This is a genomic window from Sorangium aterium, assembly GCF_028368935.1.
Classification (GTDB): Bacteria; Myxococcota_A; Polyangia; order Polyangiales; family Polyangiaceae; genus Sorangium; species Sorangium atrum.
In genome coordinates this window covers 568,802-593,756 of the sequence record NZ_JAQNDK010000002.1, presented here as the reverse complement: position 1 = coordinate 593,756, position 24,955 = coordinate 568,802, and the positions used below count along the sequence as shown (strand labels likewise).

Here is a 24,955-nt window from a genome sequence, read left to right as displayed (position 1 = left end):
CGTGTCACCCGGCGGCAGCGAGCGCGAGGGTCCTCGCGTTGTCGGGCACGCACGTCAAGAACCGCTCCCGAAAGGCCGCGTCGCTGATCTTCGCCGCGCGCTCGAGCAGGTGCTGGCGCGCGACGGCGAGCGCCTCGGCCGCCTCGCTCGCGGCGCCCGCGGCCGCGAGCGCCTCGGCGTAGGCGAGCCGCACCAGCGACTCGCCCTCCTCGAGCGAGCCCGCCTCCTCGAGCTGCACGAACGCCTCGCGCGCTGCCGGCAGCGCCTCCTCCGGGCGGCCCTGCGCGAGCAGCGCGCGCGAGAGCACCGCCACGGCGGCGGCGCGGAGCGGCGGCGCCACCGCCAGCGCCTCGACCGCGGCGCGCGCCTCGCGCTCGGCGGCCACGGGATCGCCCGACAGGAGCATGATCTTCGCCATGTACGTCAGCGTCACGCCCTCCATGCGCCGGTCGCCCTGCTGCTGGAACGCCGCGGCGGCGCGCTGCTCGAGGAGCTTCGCCTCCTCGAGCTGCCCCAGGTGGGCGATGACGTAGCCGAGGTTCTGGCTCGCGGCCGTCTCCAGATCGTCGAGGCCCATGCGCTGCGCCGCGGCGAGCGCCGTCCGGAGCGCCGACTCGGCCACCTCGAAGTCGCCGAGCTCGCCGTACAAGAAACCCAGGTTCGAGCGTATCGTGCAGGCGTTCCGGCGGTCGCCGGCCTGCTCGAACGCCGCGAGCGCCGCCGTGAACCCGCTCAGCGCGGCCCCGATGTCGCCCCTCGTGTTCGCCCGGACCGCGCGCGCCTGCTGGTAGAGCCCCGCCGCCTGCGGCTCGAGCCCGGCGGGCTCGCTCGCGACCACCTCGAGCATCTGGATCAGCGCGTCGGCCGCCGCGTAGCGGCCGCCGAAGCTCAGGAACGTCGCGGCGTCGCACAGGCACATGATCCGCGCGCTGATCGCGCCCGCCGCCTCGGCCGCCCGCGTCGCCCACGCCTCGACGCGATCGAAGTGACCGAGCTTCCCCTCGGCGATGATCACCTGCCCGATGGCGCGGAACCACGGCGAGCTGCCGGTCCGGACGAGGCTCGCCGCCTCGGTGCCGCGCTGCACGGCGAGCACGGCCTCTCCCTGCCACAGCCCGATCTCGGCCTCCACGAGCCGCAGCCGCCCGAGCTCCTCGTCGGCCGCCCCGCACTGGACGCCCATCTCGGCGCGCGCGAGCGCGCTCGCCAGATCGTTCGCCTCGAGCGCCTGCTCCGCGGCCCTCCGGTACCACCGCACCGCGCGCCCCGGCTCGCCGCCGCGCCGGAAGTGCTCCGCGAGCGCCATCGCGTCGGTGTGCCCGCTGCGCTCGAGCCACTCGCCGGCCAGCTTGTGGCCGAGGGCGCGGTCCGGCTCCGTGAGCATCGCGTACGCGGCCTCGCGCACGATCGCGTGGCGGAACACGTAGTCCGTCGGGATGAGCCACCCCGGCGTCGAGACCGGGGCGATGAGCTCCCGCGCCGCGAGCGCGTCGAGCCACGTCTCGGTCTCCTTCACCCGCGTCGCGCCGCCGAGCAGCGCCGCCACCGCGAGCTTCGAGAAGCGGTCGCCGAAGATGCTCGCCGCCCGCAGCACGCGCTTCGCCTCGTGGCCCTCGGCGTCGAGCCGCGCCTCGACCGTGCCCAGCACCGAGTCGGGCAGCACGTCCCCCTTGCCCGTCGCGACCGCGCGGATGAGCTCCTCCAGGTAGAACGGGTTGCCGTCGGCCCGGTCCACGACCCGGGCCACCGTCTCGGCGGGCGTCTCCTCGCCGAGCGCGCTCCGCACCATGCGCTCGCTCGCCTTGGCGGGCAGCGGCCCGAGCTTGATCGTCTGCACCTCCCGGTCGGTCCACAGCCCGGGGAACTGCTTGCTCACCTCGGGCCGGGCGAGAGCGAGCAGCATGAGCGGCAGGTCCCGGAGGTTCCGGAGCGTCTGATCGATGAGGCGCACGGTCGCCGGATCGCCGAAGTGCAGATCCTCGAGCACGAGCAGCACCGGCTGCGCCGCGCACTCGGCCGCGAGCCAGTCCTCCCACGCCGCGCGCGTCGCGTCGGCCATGAGCATCGCGTTGTCGCGCGCCGCGCGCAGCCCGCTCGTCTCGCCGTCGGGGAACGGCGTCCGCGAGAGCTCGCCAAGGAAGGCCGAGATCCGGCTCAGCGCCTCGCCGCTCAGGTGGCGCCCCAGCCGGCGCGTCAGCTTGCGCCGCCGGGCCTCCACCGGCTCGCCCTCGCGCATCCCCGCCGCCTTCTGGATCGCGTCGGCGATGAGGCCGAACGGAGACCCCGCGGCCATCGACTCGGCCCGCCCGGAGAGGATCTCCACCGACCCGAACTGGCGCCGCACCCGGGTGAGGAACTCCAGGCGGAGCCGCGACTTCCCGGACCCCGCCGCGCCGATGACGAGCACCGCGCTCGCCAGCGACTCGCTCACGCACCCGGAGAACACGCCCTCCAGCATGGACAGCTCGCGGATGCGGCCGACCCAGACGCTCGGCTTGCCGAGCAGGACGGGGACGCTCTCGTCGGCCGCCGTCTCGGTCGCGAGGAACGGCCCGTTCTCGTCGCTCTCCACCTTGAGGCGGCCGCCGACGACGCTGGCGGTCACGTCGTCGAGCCGGACCGCCCCGGCGTGCGCGGCCCGCAGGGCGCGCACCCCCCGGTCGATGACGTCGCCCTCGATGAGCTTCGCCGACGACACCCCGCGCCCCGTGGCGACGGCGAGCGGGATGCCTGGGAACCGCGCGCGCAGCGCGAGCGCGCACCGCGCCGCCCGCTCGGCCCGGTCCACGGCGCTCCCGGCGCCGGCGAGGATCGCGATGAGCGAACCTCGCGAGATCTCCGTGATGTGCGCGCCGTAGGGCTCCACCGCGGCCCGCACCTCCGAGCGCGGCACCGCGGAGCCCGGGCCCTCGCTCGAGAGCTCCTGCAGCACGCTCGAGACGTCCAAGGCGCTCGGCACGCCGCCGGCCGCCGCGACGCTCATCTGCACGTCGTCCGGCTCGCCGGCGAGCACGAGGGACACGAGCCGCTGCTCGCTGCGCGTGAGGAACCCGTCGACCCGCGCCGAGCGCATGGTCGCGTCGCGCGGCGAGGCGAGCGTGGCGGGCCGCGGCGTCGCCCAAGCGTCGAGCGCCTCAGCGATCTGCGCGAGCTCGACCCCGACGTCGCCGCAGTCGCGCGGCCGGTCCTCGGGGTTCTTCGCCATCATCCGGTCCATGAGGCGCTCCAGCGGCTCCGGGACGTCCGCGCGGACGTCGCGCAGCCGGGGCGTCTGCTGGAACAGGAGCTTGGCGAGCGCCGCCATGACGTGCGCCCCCTCGAAGGCCGGGCGTCCCGCGACGCACTCGTAGAAGACGCACGCGAGCGAGAACACGTCCGCCCGCGCGTCGAGGGCGCCCCCGCCCTCGATCTGCTCGGGCGCGATGTACCCCGGGGTTCCGAGGATCCCGCCCGTGTAGGTGAGCCGCCGCGACTCCCCGTCGGGGCGCGCGATCCCGAAGTCGACGAGCCTGAGCTGGCCGACATCGCCGGCGACGAGGAAAATGTTGCTCGGCTTGACGTCGCGGTGGATGATCCCGCGCGAGTGCGCGAAGGCGAGCGCGTCCGCCGTCCTGCGCAGCACCGCGAGGCTCTCTCCGAGCGCGAGCTGCCGGCGCGCGAGGCACGCCGCCAGGTCCTCCCCCTCCAGCCACTCCATGGCGAGGTAGTGGTCCCCGGCGGTGGTTCGCCCGTGCGCGACGTACCGCACGATCCCCGGGTGGCTCAGCTCGGCGAGGATCTGCGCCTCGCGCTCGAACCGCTCGACGTCGAACGCCTCGCGGCTGTGGAGGACCTTGAGGGCGACCGGGCGGGCGTCGAGGCGGTCGTGCGCGCGATAGACCGTCCCCATCCCCCCGGCCGCGACCTGCTGCTCGACGACGAAGCGGCTCGCGAGGACTGCGCCGGAATCCACGCGGCTCGATGCTACTCGAGGAAGACGGACACTGAAGCCTTGTAGCGATCGGTGCCGCGCGGAAAGACGTGGTCGCCGCACGGCAGCTTGAGCGGCTCGCGGTCGTGGCAGTCCGAGAAGCTGCCGTCCTGCTTCGGCCCATCGCACACGTCCTCACATTCGCCCACGACATCGATCGGGCAGTTGTCGAGCGAGGGCCCGCAGACGCGCGGGATCGACCTCTTGCCCGGCGCGAGGCAGGCGAAGAGGCTCTGCGGCTTGTGGAAGACGTTGCCGAAGTAGGTCGCCTCCGGCGTGTCGTACCTCGCCCGCTCCCACTTCGTGGACGAGAGCGCCGGGTTCTTTCCGCGGAGCGAGATCATGACGTGCTCGCCCCGGTAGTTCACGCGCGCCAGCAGGCACGCGGAGACCCACTCCTGGCAGTTTTCATCACACGAGCCGCGCTTCTTGCCCCACTCGGGCGCGAGCCCGAGATCCCCGTCAAAGCTGTAGGACACCCCATCGACCTTGACCTCGATGCTGTCCTCCTCGGGGAGAGCGCAGCTCACAATGAAGCTGAGGAGCTCCCTCGACACGGGATCACGGAGCGCGCCTCTCGTCAGCGAGTTGGCGGTCAGCGCGTTGGCCGTCAGCGCGTTGGCCGTCAGCGCGTTGGCGGTCAACGCATTGGCGGTCAGCGCGTTGGCCGTCAACGCGTTGGCCGTCAGCGCGTTGTGAATCGTGACCTCCTGCTCGGCCTCCGCCACCGCCTCGTCATCCCCTTCGAGCTCGGCAGACGCCACGCAGGCAGCCTGCGAGAACGACACAGCCACGCAAGCGAGGAGAGCGAACTGGCGTGCAGATTCCATAGTACCAATCAGATCTACACCACTCCATCTATCAAGTTCAAATATTTTATGGAGATTTTGCTGGACATCTTTCTGCACACCGCCTCCACACCGCCACGACACACGTCACGTAGTCAGGTGCCGGGAGTGGGATAACGCAGAGCGCAGCACTCGGGCGCACCCCGCGTCGGGGGGGAAGCGAAACAGCGCGTGGGTGGGAGATTTACGCCAGCTTCCTGGCCAGCAGCGTATTGACCAGGTCCGGGTTCGCCTTGCCGCCGGAGGCCTTCATGACCTGACCGACGAAGAACCCGATCAGCTTCGAATTCCCCGCGCGGAAGCGGGAAACCTCGCCTGGATGACCGGCGATGATCTGGTCGACGATCCGCTCCAGGGCGCCTTCGTCGGCGACCTGCCGGAGCCCTCTCTGCGCGACGATCGCCTTCGGGCTACCGCCGTGCTGCATTATCTCAGCGAGGACATCTTTTGCGATCTTCCCGGAAATCGTCCCGTCATCGATCAGCGCCAGGAGCTCGCCGAGCTGCGCCCCCGAGACGGGGAGGTCGCCTGTCTTCCTGTCCTTCAGCTCGCGGGCCAGCGAGTGGATGACCCAGTTGGCGGCGCCCCGGGGGTTGTCGTGCGCGGCGACCGTCTCCTCGAAGAGCCGGAGGAGGCCGTCGTCGTCGGCCAGGACCACCGCGTCGTCGCCCGGTATCCCACGTGTTTCGATGAGGTGTCTGGCCTTCTCGGCCCGCGCCGGGTCGAGCCGCGCGAGGCGCTCCTCGAAGGGCGCGCGCTCGCGCCGAGGCTCCGGCGGCGGCGCCTTGGCGGCGGGGCCCGCGGGCGCGGGCTCGGCGGCCCGAGCGGGCCTCTCGGCCGAGAGCCTCGACCATGAGTCCTTGAGCGCCACCGTGCGGTTGAAGACGGGCGCGCCGGGCGCGGAATCGACGGGATCCACGAAGAAGAACCCCTGGCGCTCGAACTGGACATGGCTCCCCTTCTCGACCGTGGACAGGCTCGGTTCCACCTGACACCCGCTCAGGACAACCAGCGAACCAGGATTCAAGTTCTCCAGAAAATCCTTTCCCTCCTCGACCGCGTCGGGCCGCTCGACCGTGAAGAGCCGGTCGTAGAGCCGGACCTCGGCGGGGAGCGCGTGGGCGGCCGAGACCCAGTGCAAGGTTCCCTTCGGCTTGCGCCCGTCGGGCGCCTCACCGCTCTTCGTGGGGCGATCGTACGTGCACCGGAGCTCGACGACCTCTCCTGTAGCCTCGTTTCTCACCACCTCGCGGCAGGTGATGAACCCGGCGTAGCGGAGCCGCACCTGCTGCCCGGGCGCGAGCCGGAACCACTTCTTGGGGGGGTCCTCGAGGAAGTCGTCGCGCTCGATGTAGAGCACCCGGGACAGGGGGACCTTCCGGGAGCCTTCCCTCGGCACGTCCTCGGGCCAGTAGGGCGCGTCGATCTCCTCGACCTGCCCCTCGGGGTAGTTCTCGAGGACGACCCGGAGGGGGCGCAGCACCGCCATGACGCGCGGGGCGCGGAGGTTCAGGTCGTCTCGGACGCACGACTCGAACTTGGCGATGTCCACCATGCTGTTCGTCTTGGCGACGCCGATCTCCTCGCAGAACGAGCGGATGGCCTCGGGCGTCACCCCGCGGCGCCGGAGGCCGGCGATGGTGGGCATGCGCGGGTCGTCCCAGCCCGTCACGAGCCCGCCCTTCACGAGCGCGAGCAGCTTTCGCTTGCTCATCACCGTGTAGCTCAGGTTGAGCCGAGCGAACTCGTACTGGCGAGGGCGGGACGGGACGTCGAGGTGCTCGACGATCCAGTCGTACAGCTCCCGGTTGTTCTCGAACTCCAGCGTGCAGATCGAGTGGGTGATCCCCTCGATCGCGTCGGAGAGGCTGTGAGCGAAGTCGTAGAGCGGGTAGACGCACCACGCGTCGCCCGTCCGGTAGTGGCGCGCGCGCTTGATGCGGTAGATCGGCGGATCGCGCATCTTCATGTTGGGAGCGGCCATGTCGATCTTGGCCCTGAGCACGTGCGCGCCCTCCGGGAACTCCCCTGCTCTCATCCGGGCGAAGAGATCCAGGCTCTCCGCGACGGACCTGTTCCTGTAGGGGCTCTCCCGACCGGGCTCCGTGACGGTGCCGCGGAGCTCGCGGGTCTCTGCCTCGCTCAGGCTGCACACGTAGGCTCTGCCCTTCTGGATGAGCTCCACCGCGAAGGCGTAAAGCCGCTCGAAGTAGTCCGACGCGAAGAAGAGCTTGTCGCCCCAGTCGCCGCCGAGCCAGCGCACGTCCCGCAGGATCGACTCCACGTACTCCATGTCCTCGGCGGCCGGGTTCGTGTCGTCGAAGCGCATGTGGCATGCGCCCCCGAAGTCCGCCGCCAGCCCGAAATTCAGCAGGATCGACTTCGCATGTCCGATGTGCAGGTAGCCGTTCGGCTCGGGCGGGAACCGGGTCACGACCCGCGTGTGCCTGCCGGCGGCGAGGTCCTCGGCGATGATGTTGCGGATGAAGTTGGACGCGGCGACGCTGCTGTCAGCGTCGCTCGCTCTGGGGCTCTGCGTTGTCACAGCTCTTTTCACCTCGGCTCGGGCGGCGCCGCCCGCGCCGAGCCTACTCAAACGGCACCCGCCGGGCCACCGCGGAGACGGCGCCCGCCCGGCGCGCCCGGCGCCGCGCTCCCGCGAGGACGGGCGCCTCGCGAAGCGCGGGGGAAGACGCGGCGGAGGGGGGGACGGCGGAGGCATCCCCTTGAATTTTGCAGGAAATTCACAGGGAGACGGGGAGATACGCCGCGCGGGCGAGGACGGCGGGGGGCGCCGCGGCGGACAGACGCGGGCGTGCGCGACGGACGGCGCACGCCCGCGCGGGCGCTCAGAACTGGGCGGCCTCGGTGGACTCGTGGAGGGCCAGCGTGGACGCAGCGCCGCCCGAGATCACCTGGGCGACCTCGTCGAAGTAGCCCGTCCCGACCTCGCGCTGGTGGCGGGTCGCGCTGTAGCCGAACTGCTCGCCGGCGAACTCGGCCTGCTGCAGCTCGGAGTACGCCGCCATCCCGCGGCGCTGGTACTGGCGGGCGAGCTCGAACATGCTGTGATTCAGCGAGTGGAACCCGGCGAGGGTCACGAACTGGAACTTGTACCCCATCGCCCCGAGCTCGCGCTGGAACCGCGCGATCGTCGCGTCGTCGAGGTGCTTCTTCCAGTTGAACGAAGGCGAGCAGTTGTAGGCGAGCAGCTTGCCCGGGAACTGCTTGTGGATCCCCTCCGCGAAGCGCTTCGCCTGATCGAGGTCCGGCGTCGAGGTCTCGCACCAGACGAGGTCCGCGTAGGGCGCATACGCGAGCCCGCGCGCGATGGCCGCCTCGAGGCCGCCCTTCAGCACGAAGAAGCCCTCGGGCGTGCGCTCCCCCGTGACGAACGGCTTGTCGCGCGGGTCGACGTCGGACGTGATCAGCTTGGCGCTGTCGGCGTCCGTGCGGGCCACGAGGACGGTCGGCACGCCCATGACGTCGCTGGCGAGCCGGGCCGCGATCAGGGTGCGGATGAACTGGCTGGTCGGGACGAGGACCTTGCCGCCCATGTGCCCGCACTTCTTCTCGGAGGCGAGCTGGTCCTCGAAGTGAACGCCCGAGGCGCCCGCCTCGATCATCGCCTTCATCAGCTCGAACGCGTTGAGCGGCCCGCCGAAGCCCGCCTCCGCGTCGGCCATGATGGGCGCGAGCCAGTAGCGCCCCGCCTTGCCCTCGGCGTTCTCGATCTGGTCGGCGCGGAGGAGCGCCTGGTTGATGCGGCGCACGAGCGTCGGGACGCTGTTCGCCGGGTACAGGCTCTGGTCGGGGTACATGGTCCCGGCCTCGTTGTTGTCGGCCGCCACCTGCCACCCGCTCAGGTAGATGGCCTTGAGCCCGGCCCGGACCTGCTGCATCGCCTGGTTGCCGGTGAGGGCGCCGAGCGCCGCAACGTAGGGCTCGGAGTGCATCAGGTTCCAGAGCCGCTTGGCGCCGAGGGTCGCGAGCGTGTAGTCGATACGGACGGTGCCGCGGAGGCGCGCGACGTCCGCCTCGGAGTACGGGCGGACGATGCCGCTCCACCTGCCCGGGACGGTGTCGCTCGGCGGCGCGTGCAGCGAGTCGGCGGAGATCGGCGTGTTCAGCGGGAAAGCAGCGGACATGACTGGGCTCCTAATGCGTTGGGGTTGGGGGCGGCAGCGGCCGCTGTGTCGACGTCAAACGAAGCGCGCCGGGCGTCACGAGCGCTGCTCTCCGGCGCTGGAGATCAAGAGCTCGTAAGCAGGCAGCGTCAGGAACTCCTCGAAGGTCTCTCCGATCGACAGCCGCTCGAAGAGCGCGCGCGCCTCGGCGAAGCGGCCGCCGTCGAAGCGCGCCGGGCCGAGCGCGCCGCGGAGGGCGGCCATCTCGCTGTCGACCGCCGCGCGGAAGCGCTCCACGGTGAGCGGCTGGCCATCGTCGAGCGTCGCCCTGTGGCGGATCCATTGCCAGACCTGGGTGCGGGAGATCTCCGCGGTGGCCGCGTCCTCCATCAGGTTGTAGAGCGGGACGCAGCCGAGGCCGCTGATCCACGCCTCGAGGTACTGGACGCCGACCCGGATGTTATGGCGCAGGCCCGCCTCGGTGCGCGCGCCCGCCGGGACGCGCAGCAGGTCGGCCGCCGAGACGCGGACGTCCTCGCGCTTCCGCTCGATCTGGTTCGCAGCGGGCATGTGCGCGTCGAACACCTCGCGCGCGAGCGGCACGAGCCCCGGGTGCGCGACCCAGGTGCCGTCGTGTCCGTCCTTCACCTCGCGCAGCTTGTCGGCGCGCACCTTGTCGAGCGCCGCGCGGTTCGCCTCCGGGTCGCTCTTGATCGGGATCTGCGCCGCCATGCCGCCCATCGCGTGCACGCCCCGGCGGTGGCAGGTCTTCACGAGCAGCTGCGTGTACGAGCGCAGGAAGTGCTGCTCCATCGTCACCTGCGAGCGATCCGGCATCACGCAGGCCGGGTCGTTCCGGAGCTTCTTGATGAAGCTGAAGATGTAGTCCCAGCGACCGCAGTTGAGGCCGGCCGAGTGCTGCCGGAGCTCGTGGAGGATCTCGTCCATCTCGAACGCCGCGGGCAGCGTCTCGATGAGGACCGTGGCCTTGATCGTGCCGACGGGCAGGCCCAGCGCCTCTTGCGCGAACACGAAGACGTCGTTCCAGAGGCGCGCCTCCAGGTGACTCTCCATCTTCGGCAGATAGAAGTAAGGCCCGGTCCCGCGGCGGACGAGCTCACGCGCATTGTGAAAGAAATAGAGTCCGAAATCGAAGAGCCCGCCTGGCAGCGGCTTGCCGTCGAGCTCCACGTGCTTCTCGGGGAGGTGCCAGCCGCGCGGGCGCACGAGCAGGGTCGCCAGCCTGTCTCCGAGGGCGTAACGCTTCCCGGTCGCCGGGTCCTCGTGGCGGAGCTCGCGCCGCACAGCGAGCCTCAACGCCGCTTGCCCCTCGATGAGGTTCTTCCACGTGGGCGACGTGGCGTCCTCGAAATCGGCCATGAACACGCTCGCGCCCGAGTTCAGCGCGTTGATGATCATCTTGGGATCGACCGGACCCGTGATCTCCACGCGCCGGTCGAGGAGGTCCTCGGGCAGCGGCGCAACGGTCCAGTCGCCGTCGCGCACATCCCGCGTCTCGGGGAGAAAATCGAATCGCTCGCCCGCGTCCAGCCGCTCTTGCACGGCGCGCCGCCGGGCGAGCAGGGCCGGTACCCGGTCAGCGAACTTGCGCCCAAGACCGGAAAGGAAACGGAGGGCCTCTGGCGTGAGGACGGACTCGTCGCCCCCGACCCGAGGAGCGAGCAAGCGGACGCTTGCGGTCTCATGATTCTGGCTCATCCACATCTCCTGCAACGCTGCGCGTCGTTACAAGCAACCTATGTTTGTCGACGAGGTTTCAGCGTCAACTTCGCTCTGAAATGCAGGCGGATAACGATGTAGACGAAAGGGCTTTACAGCGTGTTAACGTGTAAACTATTGTAAATTTCCACCAGGGCGAGCTGCGCCTACATCTCATCCAGGTTGTCCCAGTTACGTCGGGAGGGTCCCCATGGCCGATGCACCTCTTCTCGGAGCCAAGGTCCGCGCGCTCCGGCGTCGCGAGCACATGACGCAGGTCGATCTGGCGGAGCGCCTCGGTGTCTCGGCGAGCTATCTGAACTTGATAGAGAACAACCGGCGTCCGCTGACTGCGCCGCTGCTCATCCGGCTTGCCCAGATATTCCAGCTCGACCTCCAGAACTTCGCGTCGGAAGAGGACGTCCGGCTCACGGCCGATCTCCACGAGGTGTTCGGCGATCCCATCTTCGAGAGCCACGGGCTGACGAACGCGGATCTGCGCGAGCTCGTCGCGGCGTCGCCGAACGTCGCGCGCGCGGTGCTCACGCTCTACCGGACCTACGCGACGACGCGTGAATCGCTGGATACGCTGGGAGAGCGGCTGGCGGGGGACGGGTTCGTCGGGGTCGACAACTCGCGGCTACCGTCCGAGGAGGTCAGCGATCTCATCCAGCGCCGGATGAACCATTTCGCGGAGCTCGAGGAGGGCGCCGAGGCGCTCTGGCGCGAGGCGGAGCTCGACGCGGACGACGTCTACCGCGGCCTCGTCCGGTACCTCCGCGCGACGCGCGGCATCGAGGTGCGCATCGTCCGGGTCGCGGACGAGCGCCAGGCGATGCGGCGATACGACCCCGACAGGCGCGTGCTGAGCATCTCCGAGGTGCTGCCACCCCGCAGCCGCAGGTTCCAGCTCGCGCACCAGCTCGGCCTCTTGACGCAATCGACGGCCATCGACCGCATCCTGCGCGACGAGAACCTCACGACCCCGGAGTCCCGCGCGCTCGCCCGCGTCGCGCTGGCGAACTACTTCGCGGCCGCGATCCTCATGCCGTACCAGCCGTTCCTGGAGGCGGCGCGCGCCGAGCGCTACGACATCGAGCTCCTCGCGCACCGGTTCGGCACGAGCTTCGAGCAGGTGTGCCATCGGCTGACGACGCTCCGCCGCCCGGGCTCCGAGGGGGTGCCCATGCACATGGTCCGCATCGACATCGCGGGCAACATCTCGAAGCGCTTCAGCGGCTCCGGCATCCGGTTCGCGCGGTTCAGCGGCGCGTGTCCCCGCTGGAACGTCCACGCCGCCCTGATGACGCCCGGCATGATCCGGATCCAGCTCTCGCAGATGCCCGACGGCGCGGTCTACTTCTGCATCGCGCGCACCGTGCGCAGCGACCGCGGCGGCTACCACGTCCCCCACACGGTGCAGTCGATCGGCATGGGCTGCGACGTCCGCTACGCCCGCGAGCTCGTCTATGCCGACGGGATCGACCTGGACAACATCGGCGCGGCCGTGCCCGTCGGCGTCACGTGCCGGACCTGCGAGCGCCTCGACTGCGCCCAGCGCGCGCTGCCGGCATTGCAGCACCCGCTCCGCCTCGACGAGAACCGGCGGGGCGTCTCGTTCTACGCGTCGGTCGACAAGTGAGGCGAGCCAGCGACCGGCGTGCTCCGCGCGCCCGGGCGGCCAGCGCGCGGCGCGGGCTCGCGGGCGGCCCGCTCAGCTGGGTCGCCCGAGCAGCTCGTTGAGCGTGGCCACGAGCCGGGCCACGTCGATGGGCTTGACCATGTGCGCATGAGCGCCGGCCGTCCGGCTCTTCTCGCGATCGTCATCCCCGCCGAATCCGCTCACCACGATCACCGCCCGCGGCCTGTCCGCGAGCGACGCGACCAGCTCGACGCCGCTGCCATCGGGTAGCGACACGTCCGTCACCAGGGCATCGACCGCGCTCGCGGTGAGCAGCGAGCGCCCTTCCTCGCACGAGCGCGCCACGAGCACGCGGAAGCCGCGGCGGCGGAGCGCCATGCCGAGCAGCGCCGCCGTGTCGTCGTCGTCGTCGATCACCAGCACCTGCGGAAGCTCCGCGCTCATCAGGCCCCCGCCTTGCGATCGGCCACGTTCAGCGGCCACTCCAGGGTGATCCTCGTCTCCGCGCCCACGCGGTCGGCCCGCGCCTCGCCGCCGTGCGCCTTGAGCACGCCGTCGATCACCCGGACGGGCAGCGCGCCGTCGGCGAGGGGATCCGCGTCCGGCGAGAGCGCGGCCTCGAAGAGCTTCTCCACCGAGGCCGCGCTCGAGTCGGTCGTCAGCACCACCCGCGCGCGATCGGCATGGGCCGCGAGCGCCACGACGACCCGCGCGCGGGCGACGTTCAGGGCGAGCATGAGCGCGTCCGAGAGCGCCGCGGTCAGCGAGACGGCGTGCGCGAAGCCGCGCACGGGGGCGAGATCGAGCGCCACGGTGACGTCGCGCCGCCCGTAGACGAACGACGCCTCCGCGACGGCCTTCTGGACGAGCGCCTCGAGGTCGAGCGGCTGCGTCGGGGCGTCGAGCTGCCGCGGCAGCTCGGACGCGGCGGTGTAGCGGTCGGCGAGGCGCAGCAGGCGGCGCACGCCCCGCCGCGCCATGGTGAAGTACGCCGCGTTCTGGGCGGTGGCCTCCCCGCCGAGGGCGCTCTCCAGCTCGTTGAGCGCCGTGGCCACCACCCCGGCGGGCCCGCGGACGTCGTGCCCCGCGCGCGCGAACAGCTTGTAAATCGACTCGGACAGCGCCTTTTCGCTCATGATTCGTTACGCCTCGCCTCGCGTCCCGTCTCAGCTCAACGAGGAGCTCGCCGAGCCCGGCGAAGAGGCCGCCTTGTCCTTGTCTGGGCCCTCGTCCCCGCCCGAGCCGTCCTGCTCCCCGTAGCGCTCCAGCTTGCGGTAGAGCGTCCGCCGGTCGAACCCGAGCATCTGGGCGGCGCGCGACTTGTTGCCGCCGACGAGCGCGAGCACGCGCTTGATGTAGCGCTTCTCGAGCTCGTCCATCGTCATGATCTCCGCCGGCTCGTCGACGGCGACGACGAAGCGGTCGGGCCGGTAGGCCTGGACCTTCTCCGGCAGGTCCTCGACCGTGATCTGCTCGAAGCGAGCCAGCGCCACCGCGCGCTCGATGCTGTTCTCGAGCTCGCGCACGTTGCCCGGCCAGTTGTACGCCGTGAGCTTCTCCGCGGCCGCGGTCGAGAGCGAGAGCACGCCCTTGCTGCTGCGGGACGAGAACTTCTCGAGGAAGTGCATCGCGAGGTGGAGGACGTCGGTGCCGCGCTCGCGCAGGGGCGGCAGGTCGATCTTCACGACGTTGACCCGGTAGTAGAGGTCCTCGCGGAACCGCTTCTCGTACACCTCGGTCTCGAGGTCGCGGTTCGTCGCCGTCACGATGCGCGCGTCGAAGGGGATCTCGGCGTTCGAGCCCACCGGCCGCACCTTGCGCTCCTGCAGCGCGCGGAGCAGCTTCGGCTGGACCTCGAGCGGCATCTCGCCGATCTCGTCGAGGAAGATGGTGCCGCCGCTGGCCTCGAGGAACAGGCCGGTGCGCTGGGTCTTGGCGTCGGTGAAGGCGCCGCGCGCGTGGCCGAAGAGCTCGCTCTCGAGGAGCGCCTGGGGCACCGCGGCGCAGTTGACCGCCACGAAGGGGCCGGACCGGCCGCTCGCCTCGTGGATCGCCCGCGCGATGAGCTCCTTGCCGGTGCCCGTCTCGCCGTGCACGAGCACCGAGGCGTCGCTCCGCGCGACGCGCCCGATCAGATCGTAGACGCGCTTCATCGCAGGGCTGCGCCCGACGAGGCCCTTGGTCTGCTGGACGTCGTGGGCCGCCTCGCGCAGGCGCTTCACCTCCGAGCGGAGGCGCCGATGCTGGACGGCGCGCGAGACCGTCAGGCCGAGGAGGTTCGCGTCGAGCGGCTTCGTGACGAAGTCGAACGCCCCGGCGCGCATGGAGGAGATGGCGGTCTCCATGCTCCCGAGCGCCGTCATGACGATGACGAGCATGTCGGGCCTCGCGCCGAGGATGCGCTCGCAGAGCTCCAGGCCGCTCATCTCGCTCATGCCGACGTCGGTCAACACGACGTCGAAATCGTCCTCGCTCACCAGCTCGAGCGCGCTCTTGGCCGAGGTGCGCGCCGCGACGGAGAACTCCTGCCTCTTAAGGAGGGCTTCGACCAGATCACACGTCGCTTCGTCGTCGTCGACGACGAGTATCCTGCCGCTCATCGCGTGTCCTTCCCCGGCAGCTCTTCTAAAGGTCGACCGCTGCCTGCAGTTGCAGGGAACGTGCCACGGAGAGTCCGCGCCATCAAGCCCAGTCCGCTCCTCGCCGACATCCTTCCGACGTGACGTTTCGCCACAGGTGCGCGTTCTTGCCTCATCCTGGATGGCACCGGACGCGCGCGGCGGCCGAGCGCTCCGCCGCCGACGGGGCCAACGACCGCCGCTGCGCCCGAGGCGCCGTCGCCCGTAGGGGACTTACCGACCCCGCCGTTCCTCCACGGATCGGCGCGGGCCGGCAGCGCGCCGCTTCGCGGTGCATGTGGCGCCCCTCCGGCGGGCCACACGCGCCAGGCGCCGCCACGGAGGCGCCGTCGCGGTCTCACGCGGGCGCCGTGCGCCTCTCTCGATGAGACGGCTGCGCCTCCCGGGAACAGCAGAGTCCGCCCGAGCCCCGGGGGTCATGGCAAGAGGCGAAATTCCACATCGATATTCCCTGTCCAGCATCCAGCGTCTCTTCGCATCCGGAATAAACCTAATCGGCACGGTGATTGCTTGAGTGCGCCTCATGCAGAGGGGGGCGGGTGGGGCTCGCGCGCTCGCGGACCTCGCCGCCGACGCTGCGCGCGCTGCGCGACGGCGCGATGTCACCTGGCTGAAGGCTCGGCGCGCCGCCTCGAGCCCTCGGCCGAGGCCGTTGCGTGATCTGGTCGCGAGCGAGCGAGGGCGACCAGCACTCTTTCCATCTCGATGAACGACGACCCATCCCACTCGATGAACAACGACCTGACGTCCGGTCCTTGAGAGGAGAATGCATGAAGGCGACACAGCTCTTGAAGGGGCAACACCGCGAAGCCGAGAGGCTCTTCGATCTGGCCCTCTCGACCACAGGCGATGTCCGGCGAGCGACGGACGAGCTGACCAAGCACCTCCTCGCCCACATGCTCGCCGAGCAGGTGGTGCTCTTTCCGGAGCTGCTCGCCGTCGAGCCGGACCTCATCAGCGGGGCCTGCGAGGAGCACACGGTCACGCGGTTCGAGATCCGGCGCGTCGTCGGCACGGCGCCGGAGGACCCGAGCTTCAAGACCAGGCTCGCCACCCTGAGGGACCTCGTCGCGCACCACGCCGAGGAGGAGGAGCGGGACCTCTTGCCGAGGATCGAAGCGGAGCTGACCGAGGACACGAACGAGCGCCTCGGCCGGCAGATGCTGGAGCTCTTCGAGGCGCTCATCGCCCACTCCCGCCGCCCCCACGCCTCGAGCCACGCCCCGCTCCGCACAGCGAGGGCGGCCTGACGGCCGGCGCCCTGCCTCCGGCGGGCCGTGCCAACTTTGCCCGGAAAAGATCACAGAGAGGCGGGGAGACAGGGAGATTACTGAGTTTTTTCTCCCTGCCTCCCCGCCTCCCTGTTCCACTTTGACCAGCACCCTCCGGCGTCCCGTCGTTCGCCCGCCCTCTCCAGCGGCCACCACAGGCGCTCTGCGAGAGCACCCGCGGCGCCCTGCGCGAAGCGCGGGGCGAGCTCGGCGGATCAGGGGCCGGTCGCGGGCGCGTCGCCGGGGCCGGTCGGGCCGCCGTGCGCGGGTCCGTATCCGTGGGACTCGCCGTAGCCGAGATCCTCGGGGACCATGGTGTCCGCCGGGCTCGACGGAGCGGGCGAGGCGGCGCTCCGCGCGTCGTTCGCGACGAGCTCGTAAACGCCGCGCTCGAGCTCCACCTCGTCGAGGGCCGAGCCGCAGGCCCGGCAGGGCGTGGCCGCCGTCGACACGAAGACGTACCGGCGGCCACAGGCTTTGCATCGGAGCTCGCGGATCATCGCTGCTCACCCCGTTCAGTTGGGTTGACCTCGCCGGGCCGCCTCCTCGGCTTCGCGCAGCTCGTCGCCCTCGGGGCCGTCGAGCGCGCGGGCCGCCTCCTCGGCGTTCTCCTTGATCTTGCCGGCCTTCACCGACTGCTCCACCCCCTCTCGGTAACGCCGATCGGCCGTGTGGTTGCCCTCTCCCTCGATGTCCGCCGACGGGGTGTGCTGGGTCGCCTTCTGATTCGCCATCCTATCCTCCTCGTGTCGAGCTTTGCTGGGCCCGGGCCAACGGGCTTGCATCAGACGCGCCGCTTCGCCGCCTGGATCGCGCGATCCAGCTCGTCCACCCGCTGGTAGACGCCTTGTTTCACCTGGTCGAGGGTCTCGCTGGTCGCCGCGTCGAGGTCGCGCAGGCTCCTGCGGACCGCCTCCGACTTGTCCTCCACATCCTTCATCAACCTGCCGACCTCGTCCTTGGGCAGCTTCTTCTCGGCCTTTTCGCGGAGCTCGACGGCATCCTTCTCGAGGTCCTCGATCCTGCGCGACGTGGACGCGCGCACGTCCTCGCGCGCCTTCGCCAGCTCCGCCTGGGCCTCTGCCGTCTTCTCCTGGGCCTTGACGGCGGCGTTGTTGAGCTTCTCCGCGGCCTCCCGGAGCGCGTCGTCGGTCGCCCGCTCGGCCCGCCGGTCGATCTCGGCGACCTTCTTGTCGAGCTCGGTGGCGACCTCCGCCGCCTTCTGCTGCGCCTCGCGCTGCGCGCGCTCGGCCTTGGTTTGCGCGTCCGCCGTGGGAGACTCGCAGCCCACGACGGCGCTCATGACGATGGCGATAGGCAGGAATGTTCGGACGGTCAACATGATGATCTCCTCTGGTCTTCGGTCGACGCGCGACCTTGCGTCCGGGCGAGAGCCCAGCGCGACACGGACGCCCCATCGACGCCGCCCGGGATGGGCCTCATGGCGCGATAGATGGGTCGACCCGCGGTATTGCGTATTGCGACAGACGTGCCATGCGGAATCATGGATACCGCCCGGCCTGGCGAGGCATGTCGCCCCGATCGTGGCCTCCGGGCACGTGCGGTGCGCATGGCGTCAGGTCGGGGCGCGTCGGCCGAGCGCGAGGGAGACGACCGCCAGGACGAGGAAGATGACGAAGAGCAGCTTCGCCACCGAGGCGGCGCTCGCCGCGAGGCCGCCGAAGCCGAGGATCGCAGCGAGGATCGCCACGATGAAGAACGCGACACTCCAACTGAGCATGATAACCTCCTCATTGGGTGAATCACTGGGTGAATCGGTGTTCCAGCGCTTCGATGCTGCGTTGTTGCAGCGATTGCAGCGGTTACGTCGTTACGCCGCTACGTCGTTGCAGCCGACGTGCCGCGACATCGCGAGTTCGCCGGAGCCGCGGAGCGTCCGGGCGCCCCGGCGGCTCGCTGTAGTGCCGCCGCACGACACGGGCGGGCGGGGTAGCTGCGGCAAATTGCCTCACTCGTGACGTCGCGCACCGAGCATCACGTTGTTCATCGGCTGGCCTGTCTCGGCACAACGCTTGCTCGCGCCTGGGCTTGTGCGAGTGAGGTGGAAATCAGGCGCAGCTCAAGGCCGGTGTCGAGATCGATGTCGACGGAGAGCCGGCCGCGGCTATCTCAGGAGAGCGGCGGTCGGCCGTCCGAGGCCGCGCTGTCAGCGCGCCTTGTGGCGGCCGGTCAGCTCTCCGAAGATACCGTGCTCGCCGATGCCACCCGCGCCGCTGATCGCCCACCGCCGCTCGCCGCTCGCCGCGCAGGCGCCCTGACGGCGACGTCTGCCGAGGTCGGGCTCCCGCCGCGAACGATCCGATCATGACGATCCCGCTCCCCACGCTCATCAGGACCCGCCGCGAGGCCATCATCGAACGGTTCGTGGGCGAGCTGCGCAAGCGAAGCGCGGTCGTGCGCAACATGCCGAAGCCGCTCATCATCAACTCGCTGCCGACCTTCCTCGACGAGGTGGCCGCCAGCCTGGAGCAGCGCGCATCGACGGCCGGCAGCAACGAAGCCGCGCGCGAGCACGGCGAGATGCGCTGGGAGCACGGGCTCGACCTGAACGTGATGGTCCGCGAGTACGGCGTCCTCCGGCAATCCATCCTTCGCGAGCTGGAGGAGGCCGGGATCACGCCGGATGTGCGGCAGATCGAGGCGCTCTCCGAGCGCGTGGACGCGGGCATCGCCCAGGCGGTAAGCGAGCACACCCGACTCCAGCTGGAGGCGATCGAGACCGAGCGCCGGCGCACGGAGATGGAGCGGAGCAGGAGCGGCTCGCTGCTCGCTCAGGCGCCCGCGCCGATCTGCTTCCTCAAGGGCGCATCGCTCGTGTTCGAGCTCGCGAACCCGCTCTTCTGCCGCATGGTCGGCCGCGACGATCTCCTCGGCAAGCCGCTCGTCGAGGCGGTCCCGGAGCTCCGCGGGCAGCCGCTGCACGCGCAGCTCGAGGCCGTCCTGGCGAGCGGCGAGCCGAGCGTGGCGAGCGAGATCCCGGTGCGGATCACGCGCTGGACCGGCGAGACGGTCGAGCGGCTGTACAACGTCCTGTGCAAGCCGGTGCACGACGTGAGCGGCGCCGTGGAGGGCGTCATGGCGACGGCGTTCGACGTGACCGAGCAGATCGGCGCGCGCCGGAAGGCGGAGCGGCTCGCGCTCGAGCTCCAGCAGAGCGTGGCCCAGCGCCTGCGCGCGGAGCAGGCGCTCCGCGTGAACGAGGAGCGCTTCCGCAAGGCGCTCCGGGGATCGCCGGTCATGGTGTTCACCCAGGACCGGGACCTGCGCTACACGTGGATGCACAACTCGTTCGGCAAGTCCGAGCGCGAGGTGCTCGGGAAGACCGACGGGGAGGTGCTGGAGGACCCGGAGGCCGCGAGGTCGCTCGATCGGACGAAGTGCGACGTGCTCGCCAGCGGCGTCGGCCAGCGGCGCGAGATCGCGGTGCGCGCCGGCGGCCGCACCCAGCACATCGACGTCTCGATCGAGCCGCTGAGCGATGACACGGGCGAGATCATCGGCATCACCTGCACCGCGACCGACATCACGGAGCGGAAGTCGATCGAGCAGGCGCTGCGGGCGAGCGAGGCGAGGTTCCGCACCGTGCAAGAGGCGTCGCCCGACGGGTTCATGATGCTGCGCAGCGTGCGCGACGCGTCCGGGGCGATCTCCGACTTCGAGTGGGTCTACGTGAACCCGGCCACGGGGCCGATCGTCGGGGGTCGCGGCAAGGATCTGGAGGGCAAGCGGCTCTCGGTCGAGGTCCCTGGCAGCGCGCTCGCGAGCGCGTTCGACGCGTACGCGCGCGTCGTGGAGACCGGGGAGCCCGCGAGGGTCGAGCTCTTCTGCGCGCACGAGGGCGCTCCGCGGACGTTCCGCGCCATCGCGGTGGCGCTGGGCGACGGCGTCGGCATCTCGTTCCACGACATCACGGAGCAGAAGCGCACCGACGCCGAGCGCGCCCAGCTCCTCGATCAGGAGCAGCGCGCGCGCCAGCACGCCGAGCAGCTGAACCGGCTCAAGGACGAGTTCCTCGCGACGGTGTCGCACGAGCTCAGGACGCCGCTCCAGTCGATCCTGGGCTGGGCGCGGATCCTCCGCACGGGCGAGGTGGACGCCGAGTCGCTCGAGCGGGGGCTCGCCACGATCGAGCGCAACGCGAAGGCGCAGTCGCAGCTCATCGAGGACGTCCTCGACGCCTCGACGATCATCGCGGGGAAGCTGCAGCTCCGGACCGATCCGGTCGACGTGGGGCAGGTGCTCGCCGCGGCGCTCGACCTCGTGCGCCCGGCGGCGCTGGCGAAGGGCGTCGCGGTCGACATCTCCGTCGCCGACGACGTGGGCGTCTTCCTCGGCGACGCGGAGAGGCTCCAGCAGGTCGTGTGGAACCTGCTCACGAACGCGGTGAAGTTCACGCCGTCCGGGGGCCACGTGCGGGCCCTCGCCCGGCGCGTCGAGGCGACGCTCGAGGTCGAGGTGGAGGACAACGGCGAGGGCATCCCGAAGAGCTTCCTCCCGTTCCTTTTCGAGCGGTTCCGGCAGGCGGACGGGGGGATGACCCGGGCCCACGGCGGGCTCGGGCTCGGCCTTGCCATCGTGCGGCACCTGGCGGAGGCGCAGGGCGGCAGCGTGCACGCCGAGAGCGACGGAGAGGGCAAGGGCGCGCGCTTCCGGGTGCGGCTGCCGATCCGCGCGGAGGCGCTCGCGGCGACGCCGTCCCCGCAGCGCCGGGGCGGCGAGGCGCAGGGGGGCGCGGCGCGGCGCGTCCTCGAGGGCATCCGGGTCCTCGTGGTCGACGACGAGACCGACGCCCGCGAGCTGCTCGGCATCATCTTCGTGCGCGCCGGCGCGACGGTGAGCGAGGCGGCCTCAGCCGGAGCGGCGCTCGAGGCCCTTCACATGGGCGAGTTCGACGTGCTCGTGAGCGACATCGGCATGCCGGGCGAGGACGGTTACGCGATGATGCGGCGGCTGCGCGCGCTGGGGGCCGACGTCCCCGCGAGCGGCATACCGGCGCTGGCGCTCACCGCCTACACGCGCATGGAGGACCGCCGCCAGGCGATCGCCGCCGGCTTCCAGATGCACCTGGCCAAGCCCATCGAGCCGAACAGCCTGGTGACCGCGGTGGCGCACCTCGTGGGCCGCGCGGGCAAGCGTGGTAGCTGGCCGTAGCGCCGTAGCCCCTGCGCGCGGGCTGCGTATGATGCTATCAACGGGCCGGCGCTTGCCCCCTCCATGAGGACGAGGATGGACGGTAAAATCCTGAATATTATCCTGGTCGAGGACGACACCGTCGATGTGATGAACGTCCGGAGGGCGTTCGAGAGGGGCAAGATCACGAACCCGCTCTGGGTGGCGGGCGACGGCGTGGAGGGGCTCGATCTGCTGCGCGGCAACCAGGTGCCCAGGGATCGGCGCCTCGTCCTGCTCGACCTGAACATGCCCAGGATGAACGGCATCGAGTTCCTCCGCGAGCTCCGGGCCGACGTCTCGCTGCGGGCGACGCCCGTCGTCGTGCTGACGACCTCGAACGACGATCGGGACAAGGTGGACGCGTACGATCTGAACGTCGCGGGCTACCTGCTCAAGCCGGTGACGTTCCTGAGCTTCGTCGAGCTCATGACGGCGCTGAACCGGTACTGGACGCTCGTGGAGATGCCTTGAGCCCGAGGTCGGTTCGCCTCCTCGTCGTCGACGACGACACGGTCGATCGGATCGCGATCTTGCGCGCGCTGCGGAGCGGCCGCGTCGACGCCGAGATCAGGGAGGCCGATTCCGTCGATTCGGCGCTCGCGGTGCTGTACGAGCAGCAGATCGACTGCGTGCTGCTCGACTATTACCTCCCCGGGGGCGACGGGCTCGCGGTGATCGAGGCGGCGCGCAACGCGAAGCTCACGGCGCCGTTCATCATGCTGACCGGGCAGGGCGACGAGTCGCTCGCGGTCGATCTGATGAAGCGGGGCGCGGCGGACTACGTGCCGAAGAACCTGCTGACGCCCGAGCGGCTGGTGCAGAGCCTGCGCCACGTCCTGCGGCTGAGCGAGGCGGAGCGCCGCGAGGAGGAGGCGCGCAGGGCGCTCGCCCGCCACGCGAACCAGCTCGCGCAGCTCACCGAGGCGACGCTGCGCATCCACCGGTCGCTCTCGCTGAACGAGCTGATCCAGCGCACCACCGACGAGGCGCGCGCGCTGCTCGACGCCGGCGTCGCGGCCTCGCGGCTGGCGGCGCGGGGCGTGGAGCAGCGGCCCTTGACGGGCGTCTCGCTGTCGGAGGAGTACGCCGCGCGGGAGGACCGCGACGGCATCCGCGAGGTCGCGTTCGGCCTGATCGAGCGGAGGAGCACCAGCGTCCGGCTGACGGGCGACGAGATCGCGAGCGATCCGACGTGCGCCGACGTGCTCTCGCGCTCGCCGGCGGAGCTCCACCCGCGCTCGCTCCTCGCGGCGCCGCTGCGCGGCCGGGACGGCCAGTGCATCGGGAGCATCCAGCTGCTCGATCGGCGCGACGGCCCCTTCGTGGAGAGCGACGAGGTGCTGCTCACCCAGCTCGCGCAGTCGGCCTCCGTCGCCCTAGAGAACGCGCGGCTCTACAACGAGGCGCAGGCCGCGACGCGCGCCCGGGACGACCTCCTGGCGATCGTGTCGCACGATCTCCGGAACCCGCTCAACACGATCGCGATCACGGCGTCGCTGCTGCGGAGCGATCTGCTCCTGCGGAAGGACGGCGACGACGACGACGCCGTCCAGCTCGTCGACCGCATGGACCGCGGCATCCAGAGCATGACGCGGCTCATCGAGGATCTGCTCGACGCGTCGCGCATCGAGGCGGGGCGGCTCGTGGTGTCGCCGAGGGTGGAGCGGGGCGGGACGCTCGTCCGCGAGGCGCTCGACGCCGCCGCGTCGCTCGCGGAGGCGAAGGGCTGCCGGGTGACGCAGGGGCCGCTCGACGCGGGCCTGGAGGTCCTCGCCGACCGGGATCGCGTGCTCCAGGTCTTCTCGAACCTGCTCGGCAACGCGCTGAAGTTCACGCCGAGGGGCGGCGTCGTGAGCGTGTCGCTCCGCCGGGTCGCCGACAGCGCGCGCTTCTCGGTGGCCGATACGGGCCCGGGCATCCCGCCCGAGCACCAGCCGCACCTCTTCGATCGCTACTGGAAGGCCTCGCAGGAGTCGCGCACGGGGGCGGGGCTCGGCCTCTACATCGCGCGGGGCATCGTCGAGGCGCACCACGGGACCATGGCGGTCGAGAGCGCCCCGGGCCAGGGGACGACGATCCACTTCTCGCTGCCCCTGGCGAGCTGAGGGGCGTCAGGGCGACGGCGGCGAGCCCCCTCGGCCGATCCCGGGCAGGAAGCGGCCGACCTTCGCGCAGTAGGCCGCGTACGCGCCGCCGTGGGCGCGCAGGAGGTACGGCTCCTCGACCAGGCGGACCTGCAGCTCGATCGCGATGACCAGCGCGACGAGCGAGGCGAGCGCGGCCGCGTTCGGGAGGATCAGCAGCAGCCCGAGCGCGGCCAGCATCATGAAGCTGAAGACGGGGTTCCGCACCACCGCGAACGGGCCTCCGGTCACGAGGCCCGTTCGCTCCGCCTCGCTCACGCCGATGCGCCAGGACGCGCCCATCGCGCCCTGTGACCAGAGCGTGCCGAGCGTCCCCGAGATCGTCATGGCCGCGCCGAGGCCGACGAGCGGCAGGCCAGGATCGGCGAGGGGAGCGATCCAGGCCGCGAGCTCCGCGACGGGGGCCAGCGCTCCCAGGACGAGCGCGATCACGAAGAGCACGCCGCCGAGCCACGGCAGCGACCCGGGTGGCCCCGAGATGCCGCGGAAGCCCGCCGATCCTGTCGCGCTGCGCTGCCTGAGCGAGCGCCATCCGAACGCGAGCGCAAGGTAGATCCCGTAGAGAACGAGGGCGAGCCAGGGTCGATTCATGCCGTGCTTTCCTGTCGATGGGTCAGCCGGTGGAGGACCGGCAGGACGACGCACTCTGGAACATGCGGAGTGGACCCTCCACGAACGGCATGGATCCTCGTTCGAAGCCTTTGCCGCGGGCACCTGGCGCGCACAACCGATGGATCGATTGGCGTCGACTCCAGTGCGATAGGGACATGGCCCATCGTCCGTATCGAGCGAGTCTGCGAGGATCGCCTGGGCCGGACAGCCAGCGAGAAGCCTCGGGGCAGCCGCCGAAACGACGCGTCGGCCCAACCGTTCGGAGGAGCCCTGAGGCCTCTCCAGCGCGCTCTCATGTGCATCCCCCGCGCGAACTCGCGTGACATCCGCCCCGAACAGGCGGTCTGTCGCGCGCCTCCCCCGGAGCGCCACGCTCCACGCGGCATGTGCTGCCCGCATGCATCATGTGCTGCCCGCATGCATCGCCCTGCGTCCAGCTGGCGCAGACGAGCGCTCAGCGGTGCCAGGGCGAGCCGTCGAGGTTCAGACGCGAGCTCCGAAACCGGGCGGCCCCGTCAAGACACAGGGGCGGCGCCACCGGTACCGCACACGCGCTGAGGGAAAACACTCAGCCAGGTGTGCACAAGGATTGGAGAACGATGCGTCGAGAGAGAGACAGGGAGTGCGAAGGGGGGGACTTGAACCCCCACGGTGTTACCCGCTAGCACCTCAAGCTAGTGCGTCTGCCAATTCCGCCACCTTCGCGAGTGCGGTTGCGGGACGGAACCTACCCAGCTGGCCGGGGAAGTCAAGCTAATCCTCACAACCTCGTCACAGTCGTCACACGGCG

Annotated in this window: 18 protein-coding genes and 1 tRNA gene; 5 read left to right on the top strand and 14 right to left on the bottom strand. The window is 70.8% G+C overall.

Translation table 11 applies throughout. From position 1 onward, the window contains the following. Positions 1–4: 4 nt before the first annotated feature. The 5 genes from POL72_RS17130 to aceB all read right to left on the bottom strand — a co-directional run bounded on the left by POL72_RS17130 (position 5) and on the right by aceB (position 10,664). The gene (locus tag POL72_RS17130) at positions 5–3,952 is read right to left on the bottom strand and encodes a serine/threonine-protein kinase (protein WP_373372208.1); all 3,948 of its coding nucleotides are present in this window, start codon (positions 3,950–3,952) and stop codon (positions 5–7) included. Positions 3,953–3,963: 11 nt separating this feature from the next. Continuing rightward, entirely contained in the window at positions 3,964–4,734 is a 771-nt protein-coding gene (locus POL72_RS17125) for a hypothetical protein (RefSeq protein ID WP_272096450.1), read from the bottom strand. A 268-nt stretch (positions 4,735–5,002) separates the two neighbouring features. Next, positions 5,003–7,363 (bottom strand): glutamine--tRNA ligase/YqeY domain fusion protein, encoded by a 2,361-nt coding sequence (locus POL72_RS17120; protein ID WP_272096449.1) that lies wholly within the window; start codon positions 7,361–7,363, stop codon positions 5,003–5,005. A 304-nt stretch (positions 7,364–7,667) separates the two neighbouring features. Further along, the gene (gene aceA / locus POL72_RS17115; protein ID WP_272096448.1) at positions 7,668–8,966 is read right to left on the bottom strand and encodes an isocitrate lyase; all 1,299 of its coding nucleotides are present in this window, start codon (positions 8,964–8,966) and stop codon (positions 7,668–7,670) included. 75 nt (positions 8,967–9,041) lie between these two features. Next, on the bottom strand, positions 9,042–10,664 hold the full coding sequence (aceB, locus tag POL72_RS17110) for a malate synthase A (RefSeq protein WP_272096446.1): 1,623 nt from the start codon (positions 10,662–10,664) through the stop codon (positions 9,042–9,044). Between the two features lie 211 nt (positions 10,665–10,875). Between aceB and POL72_RS17105 the strand changes: the two genes are divergently transcribed. Further along, entirely contained in the window at positions 10,876–12,306 is a 1,431-nt protein-coding gene (locus POL72_RS17105) for a helix-turn-helix domain-containing protein (protein WP_272096445.1), read from the top strand. 72 nt (positions 12,307–12,378) lie between these two features. On the opposite strand, the gene POL72_RS17100 is transcribed toward POL72_RS17105, so the two are convergent. From POL72_RS17100 to POL72_RS17090, 3 genes are read right to left on the bottom strand one after another with little or no spacing between them, the layout of a single operon-like run. Continuing rightward, a complete protein-coding gene (locus tag POL72_RS17100; RefSeq protein ID WP_272096443.1) occupies positions 12,379–12,750 on the bottom strand; it encodes a response regulator transcription factor in 372 nt (123 codons plus the stop codon). Next, the gene (locus tag POL72_RS17095) at positions 12,750–13,442 is read right to left on the bottom strand and encodes an ATP-binding protein (protein WP_272096442.1); all 693 of its coding nucleotides are present in this window, start codon (positions 13,440–13,442) and stop codon (positions 12,750–12,752) included. The genes POL72_RS17100 and POL72_RS17095 overlap by 1 nt, the downstream gene beginning before the upstream one ends. 30 nt (positions 13,443–13,472) lie before the next feature. Then, positions 13,473–14,906, bottom strand: a complete 1,434-nt coding sequence (locus POL72_RS17090; RefSeq protein ID WP_272096441.1) for a sigma-54-dependent transcriptional regulator — start codon at positions 14,904–14,906, stop codon at positions 13,473–13,475. 809 nt (positions 14,907–15,715) lie between these two features. Here POL72_RS17090 and POL72_RS17085 point away from each other — a divergent pair. Next, complete coding sequence (locus POL72_RS17085) at positions 15,716–16,195, top strand: hemerythrin domain-containing protein (RefSeq protein WP_272096440.1); 480 nt, start codon at positions 15,716–15,718, stop codon at positions 16,193–16,195. Positions 16,196–16,431: 236 nt separating this feature from the next. Here the strand turns inward: POL72_RS17085 and POL72_RS17080 are convergent, their stop codons facing one another. The 4 genes from POL72_RS17080 to POL72_RS17065 all read right to left on the bottom strand — a co-directional run bounded on the left by POL72_RS17080 (position 16,432) and on the right by POL72_RS17065 (position 17,957). Continuing rightward, complete coding sequence (locus POL72_RS17080; RefSeq protein ID WP_272096439.1) at positions 16,432–16,716, bottom strand: hypothetical protein; 285 nt, start codon at positions 16,714–16,716, stop codon at positions 16,432–16,434. A 15-nt stretch (positions 16,717–16,731) separates the two neighbouring features. Beyond that, positions 16,732–16,950 (bottom strand): hypothetical protein, encoded by a 219-nt coding sequence (locus tag POL72_RS17075; RefSeq protein WP_272096438.1) that lies wholly within the window; start codon positions 16,948–16,950, stop codon positions 16,732–16,734. 50 nt (positions 16,951–17,000) lie between these two features. Next, positions 17,001–17,558 (bottom strand): hypothetical protein, encoded by a 558-nt coding sequence (locus POL72_RS17070; RefSeq protein ID WP_272096437.1) that lies wholly within the window; start codon positions 17,556–17,558, stop codon positions 17,001–17,003. 234 nt (positions 17,559–17,792) lie between these two features. Beyond that, positions 17,793–17,957, bottom strand: coding sequence for a DUF1328 domain-containing protein (locus POL72_RS17065; protein ID WP_272096436.1), 165 nt, complete (start codon positions 17,955–17,957; stop codon positions 17,793–17,795). A gap of 584 nt (positions 17,958–18,541) precedes the next feature. Between POL72_RS17065 and POL72_RS17060 the strand changes: the two genes are divergently transcribed. The 3 genes from POL72_RS17060 to POL72_RS17050 all read left to right on the top strand — a co-directional run bounded on the left by POL72_RS17060 (position 18,542) and on the right by POL72_RS17050 (position 23,514). Next, positions 18,542–21,388, top strand: a complete 2,847-nt coding sequence (locus tag POL72_RS17060) for a hybrid sensor histidine kinase/response regulator (RefSeq protein WP_272096435.1) — start codon at positions 18,542–18,544, stop codon at positions 21,386–21,388. Between the two features lie 75 nt (positions 21,389–21,463). After that, positions 21,464–21,880, top strand: a complete 417-nt coding sequence (locus POL72_RS17055) for a response regulator (protein WP_272096434.1) — start codon at positions 21,464–21,466, stop codon at positions 21,878–21,880. Continuing rightward, complete coding sequence (locus POL72_RS17050) at positions 21,877–23,514, top strand: sensor histidine kinase (protein WP_272096432.1); 1,638 nt, start codon at positions 21,877–21,879, stop codon at positions 23,512–23,514. The genes POL72_RS17055 and POL72_RS17050 overlap by 4 nt, the downstream gene beginning before the upstream one ends. Before the next feature lie 6 nt (positions 23,515–23,520). On the opposite strand, the gene POL72_RS17045 is transcribed toward POL72_RS17050, so the two are convergent. Together POL72_RS17045 and POL72_RS17040 are read right to left on the bottom strand one after the other, a co-directional pair. After that, positions 23,521–24,144, bottom strand: coding sequence for a methyltransferase family protein (locus POL72_RS17045; protein ID WP_272096431.1), 624 nt, complete (start codon positions 24,142–24,144; stop codon positions 23,521–23,523). Between the two features lie 644 nt (positions 24,145–24,788). Then, a tRNA-Leu gene (locus tag POL72_RS17040) sits at positions 24,789–24,870 on the bottom strand. Between the last annotated feature and the right edge of the window lie 85 nt (positions 24,871–24,955).